The organism is Saccharothrix hoggarensis (genome assembly GCF_042678885.1).
Classification (GTDB): Bacteria; Actinomycetota; Actinomycetes; order Mycobacteriales; family Pseudonocardiaceae; genus Actinosynnema; species Actinosynnema hoggarensis.
Genome location: NZ_JBHTLK010000029.1, coordinates 1 through 19,678, shown reverse-complemented (window position 1 = coordinate 19,678; position 19,678 = coordinate 1). Strand labels below are relative to the sequence as shown.

Below are 19,678 nucleotides of genomic sequence, written 5' to 3'. Positions count from 1 at the left end.
CCACGCGTCAGCCCGGCAACTGGTCGAGGTCGAGCCGGTAGTGCGCGGTCCCCGAGATCACGTGCAGCACGTCCCCGCGCCCGACCGCCGTCCACCCGTTCGACGGACGGCGGTCGGGCAGCGCCAACCGCCGCGTGTGCCGGACCTCGAACCGCCCGTCCCCGGTCAGCTCCCCGACCCGGACCAGGTCGCGCTCCCCGCCGTAGCCGCCGACCAGCGCGCAGCGCACGCCGTCCGTGATGACGGCGGTCGCGCCCTCCACCTCGTTCTCCCACCCGGTCACCCGGTCGCCGTCGACCCGCACGACGGGGAACTCGGAGTAGTAGCACGTCCACGCCGTCTCGCCGGCGACGTTGAGCGCGTAGCAGTCGTCGATCCCGTCGAAGTCGCCGTCGTGCGGGTACGCCCAGGTCGGGGTCAGGTCGCGGCCGAACCGGACGAGTCCGGACCCGCCGACCGGCGCGGGGCCCGGACCGCCCCAGCCGAAGTTGCCGTACACGCCCTCGTCGGAGTAGCCGACCCACACCTGGCCGGACGGGGTGGCCGCCACGTGGGCGACGCCGTCGCCGAACAGGGCGGTGCGCACGACGCCGCCCGCGGGGTCGACCACGTGGGCGTTGTCCTCGACACCGTCGGCGGTCCAGCGGTTCCGCGCGCCGACCACGAGGAACCGGTCCCCCGGCAACGGCTGCACGTGGCAGTGCGCGAGCGCGAGACCGTCCAGGTGGACGACGGCGTCCCGGTCGGGGACGTGCCGGGTCAGGCGGGCCGCCACCGGACGCGCGGCCCGCACGGCGGGGAAGCTCGCGCCACCACGGCCGCCGTCGAGCGCGTGCAGCACCTCGCGGCCCTCCGGCGTCGACCACAGCGCGACCACCTCGCCGTGCGGCCCGACGTCGGCGGTGACCAGGACGTCGTCCTCGCTCACCGGAACGAGCCCGCCGTGCCGCCGCAACTCCACCCGTCGTGTGAACACGGTCCTCCTCCTCGACGCCGGTATTACGTCATGCCGGGGAAACGCCGTCCACCGAGTTCTCCCTGTGAGCAGCGGCACGCGGTGTGGGCGCGAACCGGGGGCGTGCGACCGTTAAAATCGTTTCCGTAGCTAAGCAAGCCACAGCTAAGCAAGCCACCTCAGCCCGGCAAGCCACGTCGCGCGGTCACTGTCGACACGGGACAGACGACAGGAGCGACGCGATGACAGCGACGGCCGTCCAGCCCGCGGCGACCCGGCGCGGACGCAACGGCGGCGCGGCCATGGGGGCGCTCGCGCTCGGCGGCTTCGCCATCGGCACCACCGAGTTCGCCACCATGGGCCTGCTGCCGCAGATGGCGGCGACGTTCGACCTCTCCATCCCCGCCGCGGGCCACGCGATCAGCCTCTACGCGCTCGGCGTCGTCGTCGGCGCGCCGCTCATCGCCGGCCTGGCCGCGAAGCTGCCGCGCAAGGGCCTGCTCATCGGCCTCACGATCGCCCTGGCCGTCGGCAACGGGCTGTCCGCCGTCGCGCCGAACGCCACCCTGCTGATGATCTCCCGGTTCGTGGCCGGCCTGCCGCACGGCGCGTTCTTCGGCATCGCCGCCGTGGTCGCGACGACCCTCGTGCCGCCGGAGCGGCGTGGCACGGCGGTCGCCCGGATCATGGTCGGCCTCACCGTGGCGAACCTCGTCGGCGTGCCGGTCGCCACCGCCGCCGGGCAGCAGATCGGCTGGCGCGTCGCCTACTTCGCGGTGTCGGCGATCGCGGTCGTGACGGCGTTGTCGGTGGCGAGGTGGCTGCCCCGCATCCCCGCCGCGCGGGACGCGGGCGTGGCCGCCGAACTCCGCGCGTTCCGCCGCCCGCAGGTGTGGTTCGCGCTGGTCATGGGCATGGTCGGGTTCGGCGGCATGTTCGCCGTCTACTCCTACGTCTCGCCGATCACCACGGAGGTCACCGGCCTGTCCGCGGGCGCCGTGCCGTGGGTGCTGGCGGTGTTCGGGCTCGGCATGACGCTCGGCGCGACCACCGGCGGCCGGTTCGTGGACCGGTCCGTGATGGGCACCGTGTTCGGCTCGATGATCGCGGTGACCGCCGTGCTGGTGCTGTTCGCGCTCACGGCGACGTCGCCGGTGATGGCGTTCGCCACGGTGTTCCTGCTCGGGCTCGTGTCGCAGGTCCTCGCCTCGGCGCTCCAGGTGCGGCTGATGGACGCCTCGCCGGACGCGCCGTCGCTGGCGTCGTCGTCCAACCACTCGGCGCTGAACATCGCCAACGGCGCGGGCGCGTGGCTGGGCGGCCTCGCCATCGCGGCAGGCTGGGGCTACACGTCCACGGCGTGGGTCGGTGTCGCGCTGAGCCTGTCCGGGCTGGCGGTGGCCGCCCTGTCGGTCGTGGTCGACCGCCGCGCCCGCGCGTCCGCCTAGCCCTCGGCCACCACCTCGCGGAGGCGGGCGGCGAACCGCTCCGGGTCCTCGACGAACCCGATGTGGCTGCCGGGGAACGTCGTGGGCTCGACGCCGAGCCGCTCGGCCAGCGCCTGCGACGTGCGCTCGCACAGCTGCCCGCCCGACGCCTCGCCGATGGCGACGACGATCCGCGCCCCCGACGCGCGCAGCGCCTCCACGTCCGGCACGAACTCGACGGTCGGCCGCAGCATCCGCGTGTACTGGTAGTGCTCGTCCGCGCGGTCCTGCGGGTCGCCGTCGCCGCCGAACATCTGCTCGACCGCCTCGACGGGCATGTCGATGTCCGCGATGGCGAGGAACTTGCGCCACGCGCCCAGGCGATCGCCCGCCAGGTAGGTGGCGATCATGTCGTCGGTCCGCTCCCGCAGCTCCTCGCGGTCCTCCACCAGCTCGTCCAGCGGCGGCTCGTGCGCGATCACCGTGCGCACCAGCTCCGGGTGGGCCTGCGCGAGGGCCAGGGCGCTGACCGCGCCGCCGCTCGATCCCAGCACCACCGCCGGGCCGACGTCGAGGTGGGCGATGAGGCGGGCGAGGTCGTCGGCGCGCAGCTCGGGCGTCGAGTCGCGCTCCCGGTCGTCCACCTCGCTGCGGTTGATGCCGCGCGGGTCCGTGGTGAGCACGGTGTGGTCGGCGGCGAGCAGGTCGGCCAGCGGCTCGAACGCCCTGGCGTCCATCGGCGCGCCGACGAGCACCACGAGCGGCCCGTCGCCCCGCACCTCGTAGTGCAGCGACGCGTCGGGGACCCGCAGGGTCGCGACGGTGGCGGTCGACGTGTGGTTCATCTGTGGATCCTCCCGGAACGGTGCCTGTGCGCCACACCTTCCCGCAGCCCGGCGTCCGCCGCAGGGCCAGCCGCGGCAGAGTCAGCCGTCGCAGGGTCGGCCGTCGCAGGTCGGCGGTCACCACGCCGCGGCGGCCGGCACCTCGTGGGCGATCCCGACGACCGACTTGCCGTCCGTGGCGACGTGGACGCTGCGCGCGGGCGCTTCCGCCGTGGCGCGGCTGCGGTCGACGTGCGGCGCGAGCCGGGAGCCGACCTCCCAGTGCGCGAGCCGTTCCCGGACGGTGGCGTCCTCGGCGGTGAGCAGCACCGTGCACCTGATGTCACAGCCGACGCTGGACTTCCCCACCCCCGCGCCGCCGCCGATCAGCAGCAGCTCACGTGTCGTCGTCATGGTCGGGGAGCCTGGCAGCGCCGGGCCGGGCGGGGGAAAGGGTTATCGCGACCGTCGTGCCCCGGCCGGGGGTCGAGGCGACGGTGGCCCGGCCGCCGTGCGCGGCGGCCACGGCGGCCACGATCGACAGACCCAGCCCCGCGCCCCCGTGGTCGGCGCGGGCGGTCGGGGCGCGGTAGAACCGCTCGAACACGTGCGAGCACTCCTCCTCGGTCAGGCCCGGACCGTCGTCGGACACCGCGATCACGGCGTGGTCGCCCTCGGCGCGCACGCTGACCCGCGCCGTCGTGCCGGGCGGGGTGTGGCGGGCGACGTTCGCCAGCAGGTTGCCCAGCACCTGGCGCAGCCGGTCGCGGTCGCCCGCCACGGTCACCGGCTCGTCGTGGTCCAGCTCCACCGGGTGGTCCGGCCACGCGGTCAGGGCGTCGGCGACGGCGTCGGCGGCCAGGTCGGTCAGCTCGACCGGGTCGCGCGACAGCGGCCGGCCCTGGTCGAGGCGCGCCAGGAGCAGCAGCTCGTCCACCAGCGACCCCATGCGCTCGGCCTCCGACTCGATCCGGCGCATCGCCACGTCGAGGTCGTCGGGGCGGCGGGCCGCGCCGCGCCGGAACAGCTCGGCGTACCCGCGGATGGTGGCGATCGGGGTGCGCAGCTCGTGCGACGCGTCGGCGACGAACCGGCGCAGCCGGTCCTCGGACGCCTCCCGCTCCCGGAACGCCGACTCCAGCTGGCCGAGCATCGCGTTCAGCGCGTCACCGAGCCGCCCGACCTCCGTGCGCGCGCCCGCGCCCCCCACCCGGCGGGTGAGGTCGCCCGAGCCGATGGCCGCCGCGGTCGCCGAGATGCCCGTCAGGGGACGCAGGGCCCTCCGCACCGCCCGCCACGACAGGTACGCCACCGCCAGCAGCGCCACCGCGCTCGACCCGACGGCGACGTTGCGCACCCGGTCGAGGAGCTCGTCCGACTTCGCGGCCGGCATCGCCACCACGAGGATGTCGCCGTGCTCGCCCACCCGTGACGTCCGCACCAGCCAGCGCGGTTCGCCGACGTCCGCGAACCGGCCGCCGTCCGGGTTCTCCGCCGTCACCGCCGCGGGCCACAAGGCGTCGGTCAACGGGTCCGGCAGCGCCGGCGCCGCACCGAACGCCGTGGTGTGCCGCACCCGCCCGTCCGGGCTTCGGACCTGGAAGAACGACGGGATGTCGCCGTGCGCCGCCGCGTCCCGCCACACCCGCGTCACCACGCCGTCCGTGACCACGCCGTTCTGGGGTGCGCCGGGGCCCGCGAGCAGTTCGCGCCGGAAGTCGCGGCCCACGGCGGTGAGCACGTCGTCGTTCTGGTCGCCGGACCAGTCCTGCAACGCGCCGAAGATCGCCCCCACCGACACCGCCAGGCCGAGCGCGAGCAACCCGACGACGGTCAGCACCAGCCTGGCCCGCAACGACATCAGGCCCGCCCGGGCCGCGGGGGCCGGTTCTCCGGCAGCCGCACGACGTACCCGACACGCGGGACGGTGTGGATCAGCGGGGGGTCGAACGCGTCCACCTTCCGCCGCAGGTAGGAGATGTACGTCTGGACGACCCCGTCGTTGCCGCCGAAGTCGTACTCCCACACGTGGTCGAGGATCTGCCGCTTCGACCGCACCCGGCCGGCGTTCGCGACGAGGTAGCGCAGGAGCTTGAACTCGGTCGGCGTGAGGTCGATCGGCTCGCCGTGCCGCCGCACGGTGTGCGCGTCCTCGTCCACCTCCAGGTCCGCGAACCGCAGCCGCTCCCCCGGCCACTCGCCGGGACGCGTGCGGCGCAGCACCGCCCGCACCCGCACCACCAGCTCCTCGATGCTGAACGGCTTGGTCACGTAGTCGTCGCCGCCCGCCGTGAGCCCGGTGATCTTGTCCTCGGTGGCGTCGCGGGCGGTGAGGAACACGACGGGCGCGCGCTGCCCGGTCCGGCGCAGCTCGCGGCACAGGTCGATGCCGGACCCGTCGGGCAGCACCACGTCCAGCACGAGCAGGTCCGGCGCGAACGACGTGGTCCGGGCCTCCGCGGCGGTCGACGCCACGGCCGTCTCGAAGCCCTCGTAGCGCAACGCCGTGGCGACCAGGTCGGCCAGGTACCTCTCGTCGTCGACGACGAGGACGCGCGGCGGTGGTGGTGTCACCGGGCCAGTCTCGTGCAGGGGTGACCCGGATCGACCGCGGAGGCCGCTTTTTCACAGAGAACTCCCAGAGCGCTCGCACGCCGCCCGAAGATCGCGCTGGTGGGCTGGTCGGCATGGAGAAACTGTCCCGATTCGTGCTCGGGCACCGACGACCGGTCGGCGCGCTCGCCGTCGCGCTGCTGCTCGCCGGCTGCGGCGCGCTCGCCCTGCTGCTGCCGGCCACGTCCGAGCGCAACGACTACCCCGGCCTGCCCGGCTACGAGGCCAACCAGAGGATCACGGCCACCTACGGCACCGGGGGCTACGAACGGCCGTTCGTCCCGGTCGTCACGCTCCCGGACGGGGTCACGGTGGACTCGCCGGGCGTGCGGGAGGCGTTGGCCGACGCGTTCGACGCGATCCCGGACGACGCCCGCGTCGTGTCGTACGCCGACACCGGCGACCGCGCGTTCGTCGGCGACGGCGGCACGACCACGTTCGGCCTGGTCTTCGGGCCGCAGGTCGAGCAGGGCGGTCTGCCCGGCAGCGCGCTCGGCGAGGGGTCGGACCTGGGGGCGGTCGTCGCCGACGCCATGCGCCCGCACCTGCCGGACGGCGCGCTGCTGCACGTGACCGGGCTCGACGCGCTGGCGACGGGCGCGGACACCGGCGGGCTCGACGTGCCGCTGAAGCTGCTCATCACCCTCGCCGCCGCGATCGCCGTGCTGGCCTTAGTGTTCCGCTCGGCCCTCGCGCTCGTGCCGCTGCTCACGGCGTTCGTCGCGGTGCCCGTGTCGTTCCTCGGGCTGCTGGCGGCGAGCGCGGTGATCGACGTCCACGAGACGACGGTGATCATGCTGCCGCTGTTCGGGATCGGCATCGCGGTGGACTACGCGCTGATCCTGGTGACCCGCTGGCGCGAGGAACGGGCGCTCGGCCGGGACGGCGACGAGGCCGTGCACCGGGCGATGGCCACGGCGGGGCACGCGATCGTGTTCAGCGGCGGCGCGGTGGCGATCGGGCTGGTGACCATGGTGGTGCTGCCGATCCCGCTGCTGCGCAGCCTCGGCGTCGGCGGGATGGTGGTGACGCTCGCGAGCGCGCTCGTGTCGCTCACGGTGCTGCCGCTCCTGCTGGCCAAGGCCCGCCCCGGGAAGCTCGAACGGGAGGAGGCGGCGAGCCGGGCGTGGACGGCGTGGGCGCGCGTCGTGGTGCGGCGGCGCGTGCCGGCCGCGGTGCTCGCCGCCGCGGCCCTGGTCGGCCTGTCGGTGATCGGGTTGGGCGTGAACCTCAGCGTCCCCGTGACCGGCGACCTGGCCCGCTCGGGCAGCGGGCACGACGGGCTGGCGGCGTTGCGGGAGGCGGGCGTCCCGTCCGGTGTGCTGACGTCGTTCGACGTGTTCGTGCCGCCGGGGCGCGATCCGGGCGCGGTCGCGGCGGCCCTCGCGGACGTGCCGGGCGTGCACGCCGTCACGGCTCCCGACGACGACCGGTGGCGCGTCGACGGCTCGGCGCTGGTGACCGTGCTGCCGGTGCCCGAGGGCGGCGCCGACGCGGGCGAGGACCTGGTCCGGGCGGTGCGCGCGGCCGTGCCGGACGGGGTGCTCGTCGGCGGGAACGCCACCCAACAGCTGGACTACGTCGACGTGACGTACTCGGCGTTCCCGTGGATGCTCGCGCTGCTCGCCGCGGCCACGTTCGTCCTGCTCGCCAGGGCGTTCCGCTCGCTCCTGCTGCCGCTCAAGGCGATCCTGCTGAACCTGCTGTCGCTGGGCGCGGTGCTCGGCGCGCTGGTCGTGGTGTGGCAGTGGGGCTGGGGCACCGAGGCGGTGCTCGGCCTCCAGCCGGACGGCGCGATCGGCACGTTCGTCCCGGTGACCGTGTTCGCGTTCCTGTACGGGCTGACGATGGACTACGAGGTGTTCATCATCGCCAGGATGCGCGAGGAGCACGACCGGACCGGGAGCACGCGGCAGGCCGTCGTCGCGGGCATCGGTCGCACCGGCAGGCTCGTGACGTGCGCGGCGCTCATCCTGTTCTTCTCGTTCGCGTCCATGGCGGCCGGCGGCGAGCTGGACGTGGCGATCTTCGCGTCCGGGGTGTCGCTGGGGATCGTGCTGGACGCCACGCTGATCCGCGCCGTCCTCGTGCCGGCGACGGTGGCGATGATGGGCCGGTGGAACTGGTGGCTGCCGGGGTGGGCGGCACGCGTGCTCCGCGTGCCGCCCTCACCGGTGCGCCCGGCCGTCACGAACGGGCGCTGAGCCTCACCGCGGTCCACGAGACGGGCGGCAGGACGGCCGTGAGGTCGCCGTCCGCGACGGTCGCCGGGTGGGGCTTCGGGACGACGCGGTCCGGGTTGGACTCGGTGTTGGTGGCCGAGCCGTCCGGGTCGTGGACCGTCCACGCCTCGGCCACCTCGACGTCGCCGAACGCGGCCAGGCCGACCCGCAGGTCCACCGGCTCCGACCGGTGCCGGTTGACCACGAACACCACCGTGTCGCCGGACTCGGGGTCGTGCGTGGCGACCGCGTCGACCACCGGGACCTCGCCGAAGCGCTTGGTCTCGTACGTCGGCGAGGTCGTCTCCACCCGCAGCACCTGGCCCCGCGCCAGCCGTGACGTCAGCGCGAACGGGTGGAAGGTCGTCTGCCGCCACGCCGGGCCGCCGGGCTCGCTGCGGATCGGCGCGATCACGTTGACCAGCTGCGCCTGGCACGCCACCGCCACCCGGTCGCTGTGGCGCAGCAACGAGATCAGCAGGTTGCCGACGACCACGGCGTCGGTGACGTCGTACTGGTCCTCGATGACCCGCGGCGCGACCTCCCACTCCGTGCGCGGCTCGGCCTGGAACCGCTTCAGGTACCAGACGTTCCACTCGTCGAACGACAGCGTGATCTTCTTGCTGCTCTTCAGCCGCGCGCCGACCGCGTCCGCCGTGGCGACCACGCTGTCGATGAAGTGGTCCATGTCCAGCGCCGAGGCGAGGAAGCTGTCCACGTCGCCGTCCAGCACCTCGTAGTAGGCGTGGCACGAGATGTGGTCCACCTGGTCGTAGGTCAGCTCCAGGACGGTGGACTCCCACTCGCCGAACGTCGGCATGGACGAGCTGGAGCTGCCGCACGCCACCAGTTCCAGGTCCGGCTCGGCCTGCCGCAGCGCCCGCGCGGTCTCGGCGGCCAACCGGCCGTACTCGTGCGCGGTCTTGTGGCCGAGCTGCCACGGGCCGTCCAGCTCGTTGCCGAGGCACCACAGCTTCACGCCGTGCGGCGCCTTGGAACCGTTGGCGCGGCGCAGCTCCGAGAGGTGCGTGCCGCCCTCGTGGTTCAGGTACTCGTGCACGTCGAGCGCTTCCTCGACGCCGCGGGTGCCGAGGTTCACCGCGTACATCACCTCGACGTCGGCCTTGCGGGCCCAGCGGGCGAACTCGTCGATGCCGACCTCGTTCGTCTCGATGCTGTGCCAGGCCAGTTCGCGGCGCACCGGGCGGTCGGCGACGGGCCCGATGCCGTCCTCCCAGCGGTAGCCGGACACGAAGTTGCCGCCGGGGTAGCGGACCAGCTCCACGCCCATCTCGCGGGTGAGGGCGAGCACGTCGCCGCGGAAGCCGTCCTCGTCGGCGGTCGGGTGGCCGGGTTCGTAGATGCCGGTGTAGACGCAGCGGCCCATGTGCTCGACGAACGACCCGAAGAGCCGGCGGCGCACGGGCGCGATGACGTAGTCGGGGCTGAGGACCAGGGAGGCGTTGAGCACGTTTCTCCTACTTCAAGGCGCCTGCGGCCGCGCCGCTGCGCCAGAAGCGCTGCAGCAGGACGAAGGCGACGACGAGCGGGACGATGGCCAGCAGTGAGCCGGTCACGACGAGGTTGAACAGCATCCGGGTGCCCGCCTCCTGCTGCGCGGTGTTGAACCAGGTGGTCAACCCCACGGTCAGCGGGTACAGCTCGGAGTCGCTGAGCATCACCAGCGGCAGGAAGTAGTTGTTCCACGTCGCCACCAGCGTGAACAGGAAGACGGTGACGATCGCGGGACGCATCATCGGCACCACGATCTGCCAGAAGATGCGCAGCTCGCCGGCGCGGTCGATGCGCGCGGCGTCGATCAGCTCCACCGGCACGCTCTCGTCCACGTACACGCGGACCAGGTACGCGCCGAACGGGCTGAGCAACGACGGCAGGATGACCGCCCACATCGTGTCGACCAGGTCGACCTCCGACAGGATCAGGTACGTCGGCAGCACCAGCGCGGTGGCCGGCACCATGATCATGCCGAGCAGCGCCGTCTCGAACAAGCGCTTGCCGGGGAACCGGAACCGGGCCAGGCCGTAGCCCGCCGCGGCGGCCAGCGCGGTCGCGCCGAGGGCGCTCAGCCCCGAGTACAGGGCCGTGTTGAGCAGCCACTTGCCGTAGACGCCGTCGTCCTCGCGGAACAGCTGCCCGATGTTCTCGAACAGGTTGAACTCGGCGAACCACAGCGCCGGGCTGTCGAGCAGGTCCGGCTGGCTCTTGGTGGCCGCGACGACCACCCACAGCAGCGGGACGAGGAAGTAGAGGATGCCCACACCCATGAACAGGTGCGGCAGTCGGGTCTTCACCCTGGTCTGGTTGCCAGCTCCGCCGACGTTCACTTCCGCGCACCTCGCCGACGGTTGACGAACACGAACACGTAGGCCACCACGAACACCAGGAAACCGAGGGCGAACGACAGCGCGGCCGAGTAGTGGAAGTCCGAGTAGGCGAACGCCTGGTTGTAGGCGTACAGGTTGGGCGTGTACCCGGCGGAGATCTGCGGCGCGAACCGCGCCATGATCGCAGGCTCGGTGAAGAACTGCATGGTGCCGATGACGGTGAAGATCGCGGCCAGCGAGATCGCCTGCTTGATGGCGGGGACCTTGACCCGCAACGCGACCTGCACCGGCGTGGCGCCGTCGATCACCGCGGCCTCGTACATCTCGCGCGGCACGCCCTGCAGCGCCGAGTACAGGATGATCATGTTGTAGCCGGTCCACGCCCACGTCACGATGTTGCCGAGCGACACCAGCAGCAGCGAGACGCTGAAGAAGTCGATCGGGTCGCCGCCGACGAGCGTCGGCAGGTCCGCGAACGGGCCGAACGTGCGGCTGTACAGGAAGCCCCACATGAGCGCGCCGACGACGGCGGGCACGGCGTAGGGCATGAACGCGATGAGCCGGAACGCCAGGGCGAACCTCGTCGTCACGGCGTCGAGCACGAGCGCGCCCGCGAGCGCCAGGCCGAGCATGACCGGGATCTGCACGAGTCCGAAGAGGACGACCCGCAGCAGGCCGTCCAGCAGCATCGGATCGGTGAACGCGCGCACGTAGTTGTCGACGCCGGTGAACCGGGTGCCCAGCGCGAGGCTCTTGCTGGACAGGCTGAGCCAGAACGCGTACGCGAGCGGCACCACCAGGAACGCCACGACGACGAGGAAGAACGGCAGGACGAACAGCGCTCCGGCGACCGGGTGCGCGGTGACGCGGCGCGACCCGCGCCGGGACCGCGCCCGCGACTCGACCAGGACGGGCGGTGGCGGTTCGTCGGCCTCGGGCGCCGTGATCGGTGTGGACCGGGTCACGGGGAACCTCCTGACTGGGCCCGAACGGGAACGGGGTGGTGGTCGGCCCGCCGCGGCGTGGTCGCGCCGCGACGGGCCGGGCCGGGCATCACCTGGCGACCTTGAAGCCCTGCTGCTCGGCGTAGGCGACGACGTTCTTCTGCGTCTCCTCCAGCACCGTGCTCCACGGCCTGCTGCCCGCCATCGCCTCGGCGCTGCGGTCGTTCAGCTCGCCGAACACGAAGTCCTGGAACGGCGTGTACTGGAACTCGCCCAGCTTGTTCGACACCGGCACGAAGATCTCGTTCACCTTCTGGCCGTTGAAGAACTCGTAGGCCTTGCCGGTGAACGCCGGGTCCGCCGCGACGTCCTTCACCAGCGGGTAGAGGAACGCCTTGTTCAGCCCGATGTCCCAGGCCGCCTTGGACTTGCCGAACAGCTCACGCGCCACGGTGGTCGCCGCCGCCGGGTTCTTGGCCTGCTTGGTGACGGTGAACGTCGAGCCGCCCCAGTCGCCCTGCTCGTCGGCGCCCGCCGTCCACTGCGGCATCGGGGCGACGGCCCACTTGCCGGCCGTGTTCTTCAGCGAGCCGGCGACGTAGCCGGGGGTCCAGCCGGCCGCGGCCCACGTCCAGTACTTGCCGGAGTCCAGCGCGGCGGTGGCGTCGGCGGTGAAGAACGGGTCCTTGGCCATGAGGCCCTTGTCGACCAGGTCGCCGTACAGGTCGAAGACCCGCCGGCACTCCGGCGCGGTCAGGTTGATCTTCACCTGGTCCTTGGCGGTGGCCCGCGAGTAGCCGTACGGGCGGCAGCCGGACTGCCACATCAGGCCGTTGATCCAGCCGCCGTCGCTGCCGAAGCTCGCGATGTGCGCGTTCGGGTCGACGGCCTTGATCCTCGCGGCGGCGTCGGCGTACTCGGCCCACGTGGTCGGCACCGGGATGCCGTGCTGGTCGAAGAGGTCCTTGCGGTACATCAGCGCCATCGGGCCGCCGTCGACGGGGATCGCGTAGACCTTCTCGCCGTCGGTGGCCTGGCTCCACGCCCACTCGGCGTAGAGGTCCTTGTCGTCGTTCGCGCCGTGCTCGCCCATGTCGACCAGGGCGTCGAGGATGATGAAGGTGGGGATCTGCTGGAACTCCACCATCGCGACGTCCGGCGCGCCCTTGCCCGCGGTGAACGCAGTCTTGAGCTTGGCGTACTGGTCGGGCCCGGTACCGACGTTGGTCCAGTCGACCTGGATGTCCTTGTGCGAGGCGTTGAACGCGTCCACCACGCCCTTGAACTCCGGGTACCAGGCCCAGACCGACACGCGAACGGGTCCGCCGTCGTCGCCGCCGGCCCCGCCGCACGCGGCCACGGCGAGCAGGCCGCAGACGGCGAGCCCCCCTCGGAGTTTCGCCAACCAGGTGGTGCCGTGCATAGGTGCGCCTTTCCGTCGCGGCATGCTTCCGGGCATGCGCGACCGCCATCACGGTGCGTGAGCGAGACGTGCAGTGGTGTGCGGCGACCCCGCGAGGCGCGAACTGGTGCCGTTGAGGTCGGTGGGTGCTGCGCCACGGCCGGCGGGTTCCGGGGAACCGACCGTGGCTGCCGCCGTGGCACCGGGGCTTGCTGCGCTGCAAAGGACTATGGACGGCGTTTTGCTGCGCTGCAAGACCTCACTTGAACTTAATCCAAACGAGATTTAACACGACGGCGCGCCGTGACGGCCGGGGCTTGTCCGGACGGCACGTCGCCGGGCACACTGCTTTGCAGCGCTGTAGCGGTGGGGCCGCCGCGCTGGTCCAACGGAGGAGAACCATGCGCGACGCCACGCTGCGTGACGTAGCCGAGCTTGCGGGCGTGTCCGCGCGAACGGTGTCGAACGTCGTCAACGGGTACGCCCGCGTCACCGAGCGGACCCGCGAGAAGGTCGAGCGGGCGATCGAGGAGCTGGGCTACCGGCCCAACGTCCTCGCCCGGAACCTGGCCAACGGCCGGTCCGGCCAGATCGCCGTGGTCGTGCCGTACCTCGACACGCCCTACTTCGCCGAACTGCTGCAGGCCATCATCCCCAGGGCGCGCGAGCGCGGCTACAACGTGCTCATCGACCAGACCGACGGCGACCCGGCGCACGAGCGGGAGCTGATCCGGCGCGGCGCGCGGGCGTTCCTGTTCGACGGCATGATCTTCAGCCCGCTCGGGCTCGCCCAGGAGGACCTGGACGACAGCGATCCCACGCTGCCGCTGGTGGTGCTCGGCGAGCGGTCGTCGAACGGCACGTTCGACCACGTCGGGATCGACGACGTGGCGGCGTCGCGGGAGGCCACCGCGCACCTGATCGGCCTCGGGCGACGTCGGGTCGCGGCCATCGGCGACCAGCCGTACCCGACCGGCGAGGCCGCGCAGCTGCGCACGCTCGGTTACCGGCAGGCGCACGCCGAAGCCGGCCTGCCGGTGGACGAGTCGCTGATCATCCACACGCCCCGGTTCAACCGGGCCGACGGCTCGGGCGCGATGCGCCTCCTCCTCGACCGCGCGGACCCGCCGGACGCGGTGTTCTGCTACAGCGACCTGGTCGCGCTGGGCGCGCTGCACGAGGTGCTGGAACGCGGGCTGCGGGTGCCGGAGGACATCGCGCTCATCGGGTACGACGACATCGAGGAAGGCCGCTACTCCAACCCGACGATCAGCACCATCTCGCCGGACAAGGTGACCATAGCGGCCACGGCGGTGGAGCGGCTGCTGGCGCGCATCGGCAGCACCGAACCGCTCCCCGGCGTGGAGGTGCGGGCCGCGCACCGGCTCATCGCGCGCCAGAGCACCCTCGGCCGTTCCGCCCGAGGCTGACCCCGCCGGTGGTGGTGCAGTGCCGATGGGAAAGCGCTTTCCATCGACTGGTGACGTCGCGCTCGTGCGGGCCGGGGTACACCGGCTCGCCCGAGCGCCGCCGCGTTCGTGCGGCCCGCGTTCGTGCGGCCCAGCGTTCGCGTTGCGACGGTGGCGGCGGCGGGGCGGTCAGGTTCGGTTGGGCCGCGGCAGGAGCAGGTGGACGGCGAAGCCCGCCAGCGTCGCCAGCACCGCCTGGTAGAGCATGGCGATCGGGGTGTTCGTCCCGACGAGGAACAACGCGTCGAGGCCGGTCGTCACCAGTCCACCCAGGGTGAGCAGACCCGTCGCGTGCCAGCCGAAGAACCCGGCGGTCCAGCCGACGAGCGGCCACCGGTTGCGCGTCGGGCGGCGCAGCACCAGGTAGGTCGAGAGGGCGGCGGCGGCGTTGAAGAGCACGCCGACGAGCCGCAGCTCGGCCGGTCCGCCGGACAACAGGGTCGCGAGCGTTTGCGCCACGACGAGCGCGATCACCGACCAGCAGCCGACCCGCGTTGTGTCCACGTCCGCGATGCTAGGTCAACGCCCGCGTCGCCGTCGCCGGGGTGCGGCGGCCCACGGGTCGCCCGAGGGTCACTCGCCCACCCGGACGCCCTCGACAAGGGCCTTCGGGGCGTACTCCGACTCGACCGTGAGCTCGATGCCGAGGTCGTGCGCGACGCACGCCACGGCCAGCGGGCCGAGCGCCGGCAAGCCGTCTGCCGCAACGTCCACGGCGCGTCACGGCACTGCGGCCGGCACGCCACCGTGTGCATGCCGATCCCGCGCACCTCCCCCATCGGCACGTCGAGCGACTCGCGGTCCTCGCCGAGCGGGATGCCGAGCAGCACGGGACGGTCCATGCCGTCGGCGAACACGGCCGCGCGGCCGGGCGGCAACGACACGACGTGCCGCGACCGCACCTCGTCGAGCTTCATGGTGGCGCCCACCGCGTCGCGGTCGTCGGCGGCGGGCATCCGGAGCACGATCTTCAGCGCGGTGTTCTTCAGGACGTCCGGGATGATCTTGGCCGGGATCTGCTCGGCGATCACGACGCCCTCGCCGTAAGCGCGGATCTCGGCCGGCAGCGCCGCGAACATCTCCACCGCATGCGACGCGGGGCTGCCCGGCAGCACGTTCTTCAGCAGCCGGTGCGCCTCCTCCACGACGGTCACGTGCCGCACCCCCGCCGCGCCGGACGACCGCCGCACCGCGGCGGGCGGCCCGGGTTCGACCAACTCGGCCCCGAAGTTCGCACCCGGTCCGCCTACCGCTCCCTGGGCCGCTCGCCGTTCGCCGAGGTGGGCACGATGAGGCCGCTCTCGTACGCCACCACGACGGCCTGCGCGCGGCTCGACAGGCCGAGCTTGCCCATCGTCCGCTTCACGTGGGTCTTGACGGTGGCCTCGCTGAGCACGAGCCGCTGGGCGATCTGCCCGTTGGTCAGCCCGTTGCCGACCAGCCGCAGCACTTCGGTCTCCCGCACGGTCAGCTCGGCCAGGCGCGGGGCGCCCGCAGTGGTCGCGCGGTGGTGGCGGGCGTAGGTCTCGATCAGCCGGTGGGTGATGTGGGGCGCGATGAGGATGTCGCCGGCGGCGATCGTGCGGACGGCGGAGAGGATGCGCGCCGGCGGGGTGTCCTTGACCAGGAAGCCGGACGCGCCCTCGCCCAGCGCGGTGTAGACGTACTCGGGCAGGTCGAACGTCGTCAGCACGACCACGCGCGGCGGGTCCTCGCGGTGTTCGGCGAGGATGCGGCGGGTGGCGGCGATGCCGTCCAGCACCGGCATCCGGATGTCCATGAGGATGACGTCCGGCGTGGTGTCGCGGGCGAGCGCGACGGCCTGTTCACCATCGGCGGCCTCCCCCACGACGTCGAAACCGGGCGCGGCGGTGAACAGGGCCACCAGGCCGGCGCGGATGAGGGCCTGGTCGTCGGCGACGAGCACGCGGATGGTCACCGGGCCGCCACCTCGTTCATCGGCAGGCGGAGGACCACGCCGAACCCGCCGTCCGCCAGCGGCCCGGCGGTGAGCACGCCGCCGTACAGCTCGGCGCGTTCCCGCATGCCGCGGATGCCGTGCGGGGTGTGCTCGGGGCCCGGTGGGCCGCCGTCGGCCCGGCCGTCGTCGGTCACCTTCAGCACGAGCGTCTGCGGCCCGTACTCGACGTCGATCCGCGCCCGCGCAGGTCCGGCGTGCTTCAGCACGTTGGTCAGCGCCTCCTGCGCCACCCTGTACGCGCACAGGTCCGGTCCGGGCTGGAGCTCGCGGGCCTCGCCGGTGACGGCGACGTCCACGGCCAGGCCCGCGCCCCTGGCCCGTTCCACCAGCTCGTCCAGCGCCGCCAGGCCCGGTTGGGGCTGGTAGTCGTGCTCGTGGTCGACCCGCAGCACGTCGAGCAGCCGGCGCAGCTCGGTCAACGCCTCGCGGCTGGTGTCGCCGACGGTCGCGATGGCCTGCCGCGCCGTGGGCAGGTCCGTGTCCAGCACGTACTCCGCCAGGCCGGCCTGGAGCGAGATCACGGACATGTGGTGCGCCACGACGTCGTGCAGCTCCCGCGCGATGCGCACCCGTTCGTCCGCGACGGCCCGCGCCGCCTCCTCGGCCAGCCGCTCGGCGCGTTCCGCCCACCGCCTGGTGCCCTCGCCGAGCACCCACGCGCCGAGCACCACCAGCACCGACTGGACGACCTCCGACCACACGATCGTGCCCGCGAGCCGCACGAACGCGCCCTCCACGACCACCGCCGACGCCACGAACACGAGCGCCGCGACGTGCCGCGGCCGCAGCGTGGCCACGGTGAACATGCCGACCAGGATGCCGACGCCCGCGCTGGGCAGGCCGTCGTACTCCAGCAGGCTGTACGCGGTCAGCGCGCCGAGCATCACCGCCATCGTGGTGACCGGCGCGAGCTGCCTCAGCGCGATCGGCGCGACGGTGAGCCCGGCGAGCGCGTACGCGTCCCAGCCGAGGCCGCCGCCGTGGCTGACCGTCGTGGCCACGGTGAGCCAGGTCAGCACGGCGGCCAGCAGCAGGTCCAGCCGGATGGGGACGAGTTTCGCCAGCACCCGCCCACGGTAGTCGGACGTCGTGGCCGTCGTCGCCAGCCCGCGGTCGGATGCGCCGTACCCCTGTGGTGGTACGAGGAAATGCCGTGTCGGGGCGATGACGCGCGACGTCCGCGTGCCTAGCGTCCTTGGCATGAAACGACTGTGTGCGACAGTGGTGGTCGCGGCGCTGGCGCTGACCGCGGCGGGCACGGCGAGCGCCGACCGGCGGACCGGCCCCCGACCCGACCCGACGACGTTGCAACGGCACGCGGACGCGTTGCTCGACCAGGGCGCGCCGGGCGTGCTGGTCGAGGTGGACACCCCGGGTGGAACCCTGCGGGTGCGCAGCGGACACGGCGACGTGGCGGCGCGGACGCCGGTGCCGTGGCGGGCGAAGTTCCGCATCGGCAGCTACACCAAGACGTTCGTGGCGGCGACCGTGCTGCAGCTGGTCGGCGAAGGTCGACTGTCCCTTGAGGACAGCGTGGAGCGGTGGCTGCCGGGCGTGGTCGCGGGGAACGGCAACGACGGCACGAAGATCACCGTGCGGCAGCTGTTGCAGCACACCAGCGGGCTGTACAACTACGTGGGCCGGATGCCGGAGCTGTTCCTCGAACGGGGTTTCCAGGAGAACCGGTCGCGCACGGTGCGGCCGGAGGAGGTCGTCGCGCTGGCGATGCGCGAGCCGCCGTCCTTCGCGCCCGGCACGGGCTGGAGCTACTCGAACACCGGGTACGCGCTGGCCGGGATGATCATCGAGCGGGTCACCGGGAACACCTGGCAGCACGAGGTGCGCGTCCGGATCGTGGAACCGCTCGGGTTGCGCGGCACGTACCTGCCGGGCACGTCGCCGTTCATCCCCCGGCCGCACGCGGTGGCCTACCAGCGGTTCCCCGAGAAGGGCCTGGAGGCCGACCCGGCGGACCCGCGGTGGGGCGCGCCGGTGGACGTGACCACGTACAACCCGTCGTGGGGCGGCGCGGCCGGCGACATGATCAGCACGACCGAGGACGGGAACCGGTTCCTCCAGGCGCTGCTGGGCGGCGAGGTCCTGCGGCCCGCCGAGCTCGCCGAGATGACGAGGACCGTGCGCGCGGCCGAGTTCGACGGCGCGTGGCCCGGCGCCCGGTACGGGCTCGGGTTGATGTGGACGCCGAACTCGTGCGGCGGCCACTGGTCGCACGGCGGCGACATCCACGGCTTCATGACGCGCAACGGCGTCACGCCCGACGGCACGCGCAGCGTCGTGGTGTCCGTCAACACCGACTCGATGGTGCCGAAGACGGGAACCCCCGCACCGACCAAGGACGTCACGGTCGACCTGGTCGACCACGCGCTCTGCGGTCCGGGCGCCACCCCGTGAAAACGGAACACAACAGTCCAGCAAAGGGATGGTCGGGCGATGACGAGCAACCGGCGCGAGGGGGAGACCGAGTTCGTCAGGAAGTTGTTCTCCGCCAACCACATGCCACCGGACCTGGCCGGCGCCACCGTGGACGAGCGGGTCGCGGCGCTGCTGTCGCGGTACGACTCGACCCCCGGGCAGCGGACCGCGCTCGGCCTGAGCCTCGTGCGGTGCATGGAGGAAGCGCCCGACCGCCCCGACAGCGTCCCGGTGCTGCGCCGGGTGCTCGCGGACTTCGAGGACGCGCTCGGCCGCACGCACCCGCTCCACCTCGAGGCCGCCGGCGCGCTGGCGACCGCGCTCTCCGCCCACGGCGTCACCGAGGAGGCCGAGCGGACCTACCGGACCGCGCTGTGGACGGCGGTCGGCACCACCGGTGAGCACTCGGACCTCAGCACGCGCCTGCGGCACGGGCTGTTCCTGTTCCTGGCCCGCCACGACCGGCTGGACGAGGCGCTGGAACTGCACCGGAAGGTGAAGGTGACGGACGACGTGGCGCTGGTCCACCGGGGCCGGCTCGCCCGGCTGCTCGCCACCGCCGGCCGTCCGCTGGACGCCGTCGCCGAGTACCAGGCCGCGCTCCGGGAAGCCGAGGCCGCGCTCGGCCGCGACCACGTGCGGACGATCAACCTCCGGACGTTGCTGGCGGTGCTCGCCATCGACCACGGCCACCCGGTGGCGGAGGAGGCGCAGCGCGGTGTGGTCGCCGACCTCGAACGGGTGCAGGGCCCGGACAGCCCCGGCGGGCTCGTGGCCCGCGGCGCCCTCGCCCGCCTCGTCGGCCGCCTGGGCCGGCCGGACGAGGCGGCCGCGATGTTCCGGGACCTGGTCCACGACCACCGCCGGGTGCTGGGGCCCCAGCACCCGGGCACGCTCGTCACCGCGGCGGAGTTCGGCCGGCTGCTGCTCGACCTGGCCCGCGACCGGGAGGCCGTCGCGCTGTTCCGCAAGCTGCTGCCGGTCGCCGAGCGGGTGCTCGGCGACCACCCGGTGACCCGTGCCGCGCGGGCGGTCGTGCGGGACCGCTGACGCCGCCGCGGGG

General features: G+C 73.1%; 18 protein-coding genes. 5 read left to right on the top strand and 13 right to left on the bottom strand.

The window, feature by feature from the left end:
* Positions 1-7: 7 nt before the first annotated feature.
* Entirely contained in the window at positions 8-976 is a 969-nt protein-coding gene (locus tag ACFQ3T_RS08610; RefSeq protein ID WP_380722084.1) for a hypothetical protein, read from the bottom strand.
* Positions 977-1,197: 221 nt separating this feature from the next.
* Here ACFQ3T_RS08610 and ACFQ3T_RS08605 point away from each other — a divergent pair, with 221 nt between their 5' ends.
* Positions 1,198-2,403, top strand: coding sequence for an MFS transporter (locus ACFQ3T_RS08605; protein ID WP_380722082.1), 1,206 nt, complete (start codon positions 1,198-1,200; stop codon positions 2,401-2,403).
* On the opposite strand, the gene ACFQ3T_RS08600 is transcribed toward ACFQ3T_RS08605, so the two are convergent.
* From ACFQ3T_RS08600 to ACFQ3T_RS08585, 4 genes are all read right to left on the bottom strand, one after another.
* Positions 2,400-3,227: an alpha/beta fold hydrolase gene (locus tag ACFQ3T_RS08600; RefSeq protein ID WP_380722080.1), complete on the bottom strand. Its 828-nt coding sequence runs from the start codon at positions 3,225-3,227 to the stop codon at positions 2,400-2,402. The genes ACFQ3T_RS08605 and ACFQ3T_RS08600 overlap by 4 nt on opposite strands.
* A 117-nt stretch (positions 3,228-3,344) precedes the next feature.
* The gene (locus ACFQ3T_RS08595; protein ID WP_380722078.1) at positions 3,345-3,620 is read right to left on the bottom strand and encodes a hypothetical protein; all 276 of its coding nucleotides are present in this window, start codon (positions 3,618-3,620) and stop codon (positions 3,345-3,347) included.
* Entirely contained in the window at positions 3,604-5,067 is a 1,464-nt protein-coding gene (locus tag ACFQ3T_RS08590; RefSeq protein ID WP_380722076.1) for a sensor histidine kinase, read from the bottom strand. Before ACFQ3T_RS08590 ends, ACFQ3T_RS08595 begins: the two co-directional genes overlap by 17 nt.
* The gene (locus tag ACFQ3T_RS08585; protein ID WP_380722074.1) at positions 5,067-5,780 is read right to left on the bottom strand and encodes a response regulator transcription factor; all 714 of its coding nucleotides are present in this window, start codon (positions 5,778-5,780) and stop codon (positions 5,067-5,069) included. The genes ACFQ3T_RS08590 and ACFQ3T_RS08585 overlap by 1 nt, the downstream gene beginning before the upstream one ends.
* A gap of 113 nt (positions 5,781-5,893) precedes the next feature.
* Here ACFQ3T_RS08585 and ACFQ3T_RS08580 point away from each other — a divergent pair, with 113 nt between their 5' ends.
* The gene (locus tag ACFQ3T_RS08580; protein ID WP_380722072.1) at positions 5,894-8,023 is read left to right on the top strand and encodes an MMPL family transporter; all 2,130 of its coding nucleotides are present in this window, start codon (positions 5,894-5,896) and stop codon (positions 8,021-8,023) included.
* On the opposite strand, the gene arfA is transcribed toward ACFQ3T_RS08580, so the two are convergent.
* From arfA to ACFQ3T_RS08560, 4 genes are all read right to left on the bottom strand, one after another.
* Positions 8,007-9,512 carry an arabinosylfuranosidase ArfA gene (gene arfA, locus ACFQ3T_RS08575; protein ID WP_380722070.1) on the bottom strand — a complete coding sequence of 502 codons (1,506 nt, stop codon included), beginning with the start codon at positions 9,510-9,512 and terminating at the stop codon, positions 8,007-8,009. The two genes, ACFQ3T_RS08580 and arfA, sit on opposite strands and share 17 nt — an antisense overlap.
* A 7-nt stretch (positions 9,513-9,519) precedes the next feature.
* Positions 9,520-10,386 (bottom strand): carbohydrate ABC transporter permease, encoded by an 867-nt coding sequence (locus ACFQ3T_RS08570; protein ID WP_380722068.1) that lies wholly within the window; start codon positions 10,384-10,386, stop codon positions 9,520-9,522.
* Complete coding sequence (locus tag ACFQ3T_RS08565; RefSeq protein ID WP_380722066.1) at positions 10,383-11,351, bottom strand: carbohydrate ABC transporter permease; 969 nt, start codon at positions 11,349-11,351, stop codon at positions 10,383-10,385. Before ACFQ3T_RS08565 ends, ACFQ3T_RS08570 begins: the two co-directional genes overlap by 4 nt.
* 88 nt (positions 11,352-11,439) lie before the next feature.
* The gene (locus ACFQ3T_RS08560) at positions 11,440-12,753 is read right to left on the bottom strand and encodes an ABC transporter substrate-binding protein (RefSeq protein WP_380722064.1); all 1,314 of its coding nucleotides are present in this window, start codon (positions 12,751-12,753) and stop codon (positions 11,440-11,442) included.
* 380 nt (positions 12,754-13,133) lie between these two features.
* Between ACFQ3T_RS08560 and ACFQ3T_RS08555 the strand changes: the two genes are divergently transcribed.
* Complete coding sequence (locus tag ACFQ3T_RS08555) at positions 13,134-14,162, top strand: LacI family DNA-binding transcriptional regulator (RefSeq protein ID WP_380722062.1); 1,029 nt, start codon at positions 13,134-13,136, stop codon at positions 14,160-14,162.
* Between the two features lie 168 nt (positions 14,163-14,330).
* On the opposite strand, the gene ACFQ3T_RS08550 is transcribed toward ACFQ3T_RS08555, so the two are convergent.
* The 4 genes from ACFQ3T_RS08550 to ACFQ3T_RS08530 form a co-directional block, all read right to left on the bottom strand.
* Complete coding sequence (locus ACFQ3T_RS08550) at positions 14,331-14,705, bottom strand: hypothetical protein (RefSeq protein ID WP_380722060.1); 375 nt, start codon at positions 14,703-14,705, stop codon at positions 14,331-14,333.
* The gene (locus tag ACFQ3T_RS37045; RefSeq protein ID WP_447009779.1) at positions 14,672-15,355 is read right to left on the bottom strand and encodes a hypothetical protein; all 684 of its coding nucleotides are present in this window, start codon (positions 15,353-15,355) and stop codon (positions 14,672-14,674) included. Before ACFQ3T_RS37045 ends, ACFQ3T_RS08550 begins: the two co-directional genes overlap by 34 nt.
* A gap of 92 nt (positions 15,356-15,447) precedes the next feature.
* Positions 15,448-16,140 (bottom strand): response regulator, encoded by a 693-nt coding sequence (locus ACFQ3T_RS08535; protein WP_380722056.1) that lies wholly within the window; start codon positions 16,138-16,140, stop codon positions 15,448-15,450.
* Entirely contained in the window at positions 16,137-17,249 is a 1,113-nt protein-coding gene (locus ACFQ3T_RS08530; RefSeq protein WP_380722054.1) for a sensor histidine kinase, read from the bottom strand. The genes ACFQ3T_RS08535 and ACFQ3T_RS08530 overlap by 4 nt, the downstream gene beginning before the upstream one ends.
* 133 nt (positions 17,250-17,382) lie before the next feature.
* Between ACFQ3T_RS08530 and ACFQ3T_RS08525 the strand changes: the two genes are divergently transcribed.
* Positions 17,383-18,594, top strand: a complete 1,212-nt coding sequence (locus ACFQ3T_RS08525) for a serine hydrolase domain-containing protein (protein ID WP_380722052.1) — start codon at positions 17,383-17,385, stop codon at positions 18,592-18,594.
* A gap of 39 nt (positions 18,595-18,633) precedes the next feature.
* A complete protein-coding gene (locus tag ACFQ3T_RS08520) occupies positions 18,634-19,665 on the top strand; it encodes a tetratricopeptide repeat protein (protein ID WP_380722050.1) in 1,032 nt (343 codons plus the stop codon).
* Positions 19,666-19,678 lie beyond the last annotated feature (13 nt).

Coding starts and splice junctions, on each gene's coding strand:
- ACFQ3T_RS08580 (WP_380722072.1), top strand. CDS start 5,894: ATGGAGAAACTGTCCCGATTCGTGCTCGGGCACCGACGACCGGTCGGC.
- ACFQ3T_RS08560 (WP_380722064.1), bottom strand. CDS start 12,753: ATGCACGGCACCACCTGGTTGGCGAAACTCCGAGGGGGGCTCGCCGTC.
- ACFQ3T_RS08525 (WP_380722052.1), top strand. CDS start 17,383: ATGAAACGACTGTGTGCGACAGTGGTGGTCGCGGCGCTGGCGCTGACC.
- ACFQ3T_RS08605 (WP_380722082.1), top strand. CDS start 1,198: ATGACAGCGACGGCCGTCCAGCCCGCGGCGACCCGGCGCGGACGCAAC.
- ACFQ3T_RS08595 (WP_380722078.1), bottom strand. CDS start 3,620: ATGACGACGACACGTGAGCTGCTGCTGATCGGCGGCGGCGCGGGGGTG.
- ACFQ3T_RS08520 (WP_380722050.1), top strand. CDS start 18,634: ATGACGAGCAACCGGCGCGAGGGGGAGACCGAGTTCGTCAGGAAGTTG.
- ACFQ3T_RS08600 (WP_380722080.1), bottom strand. CDS start 3,227: ATGAACCACACGTCGACCGCCACCGTCGCGACCCTGCGGGTCCCCGAC.
- ACFQ3T_RS08590 (WP_380722076.1), bottom strand. CDS start 5,067: ATGTCGTTGCGGGCCAGGCTGGTGCTGACCGTCGTCGGGTTGCTCGCG.
- ACFQ3T_RS08555 (WP_380722062.1), top strand. CDS start 13,134: ATGCGCGACGCCACGCTGCGTGACGTAGCCGAGCTTGCGGGCGTGTCC.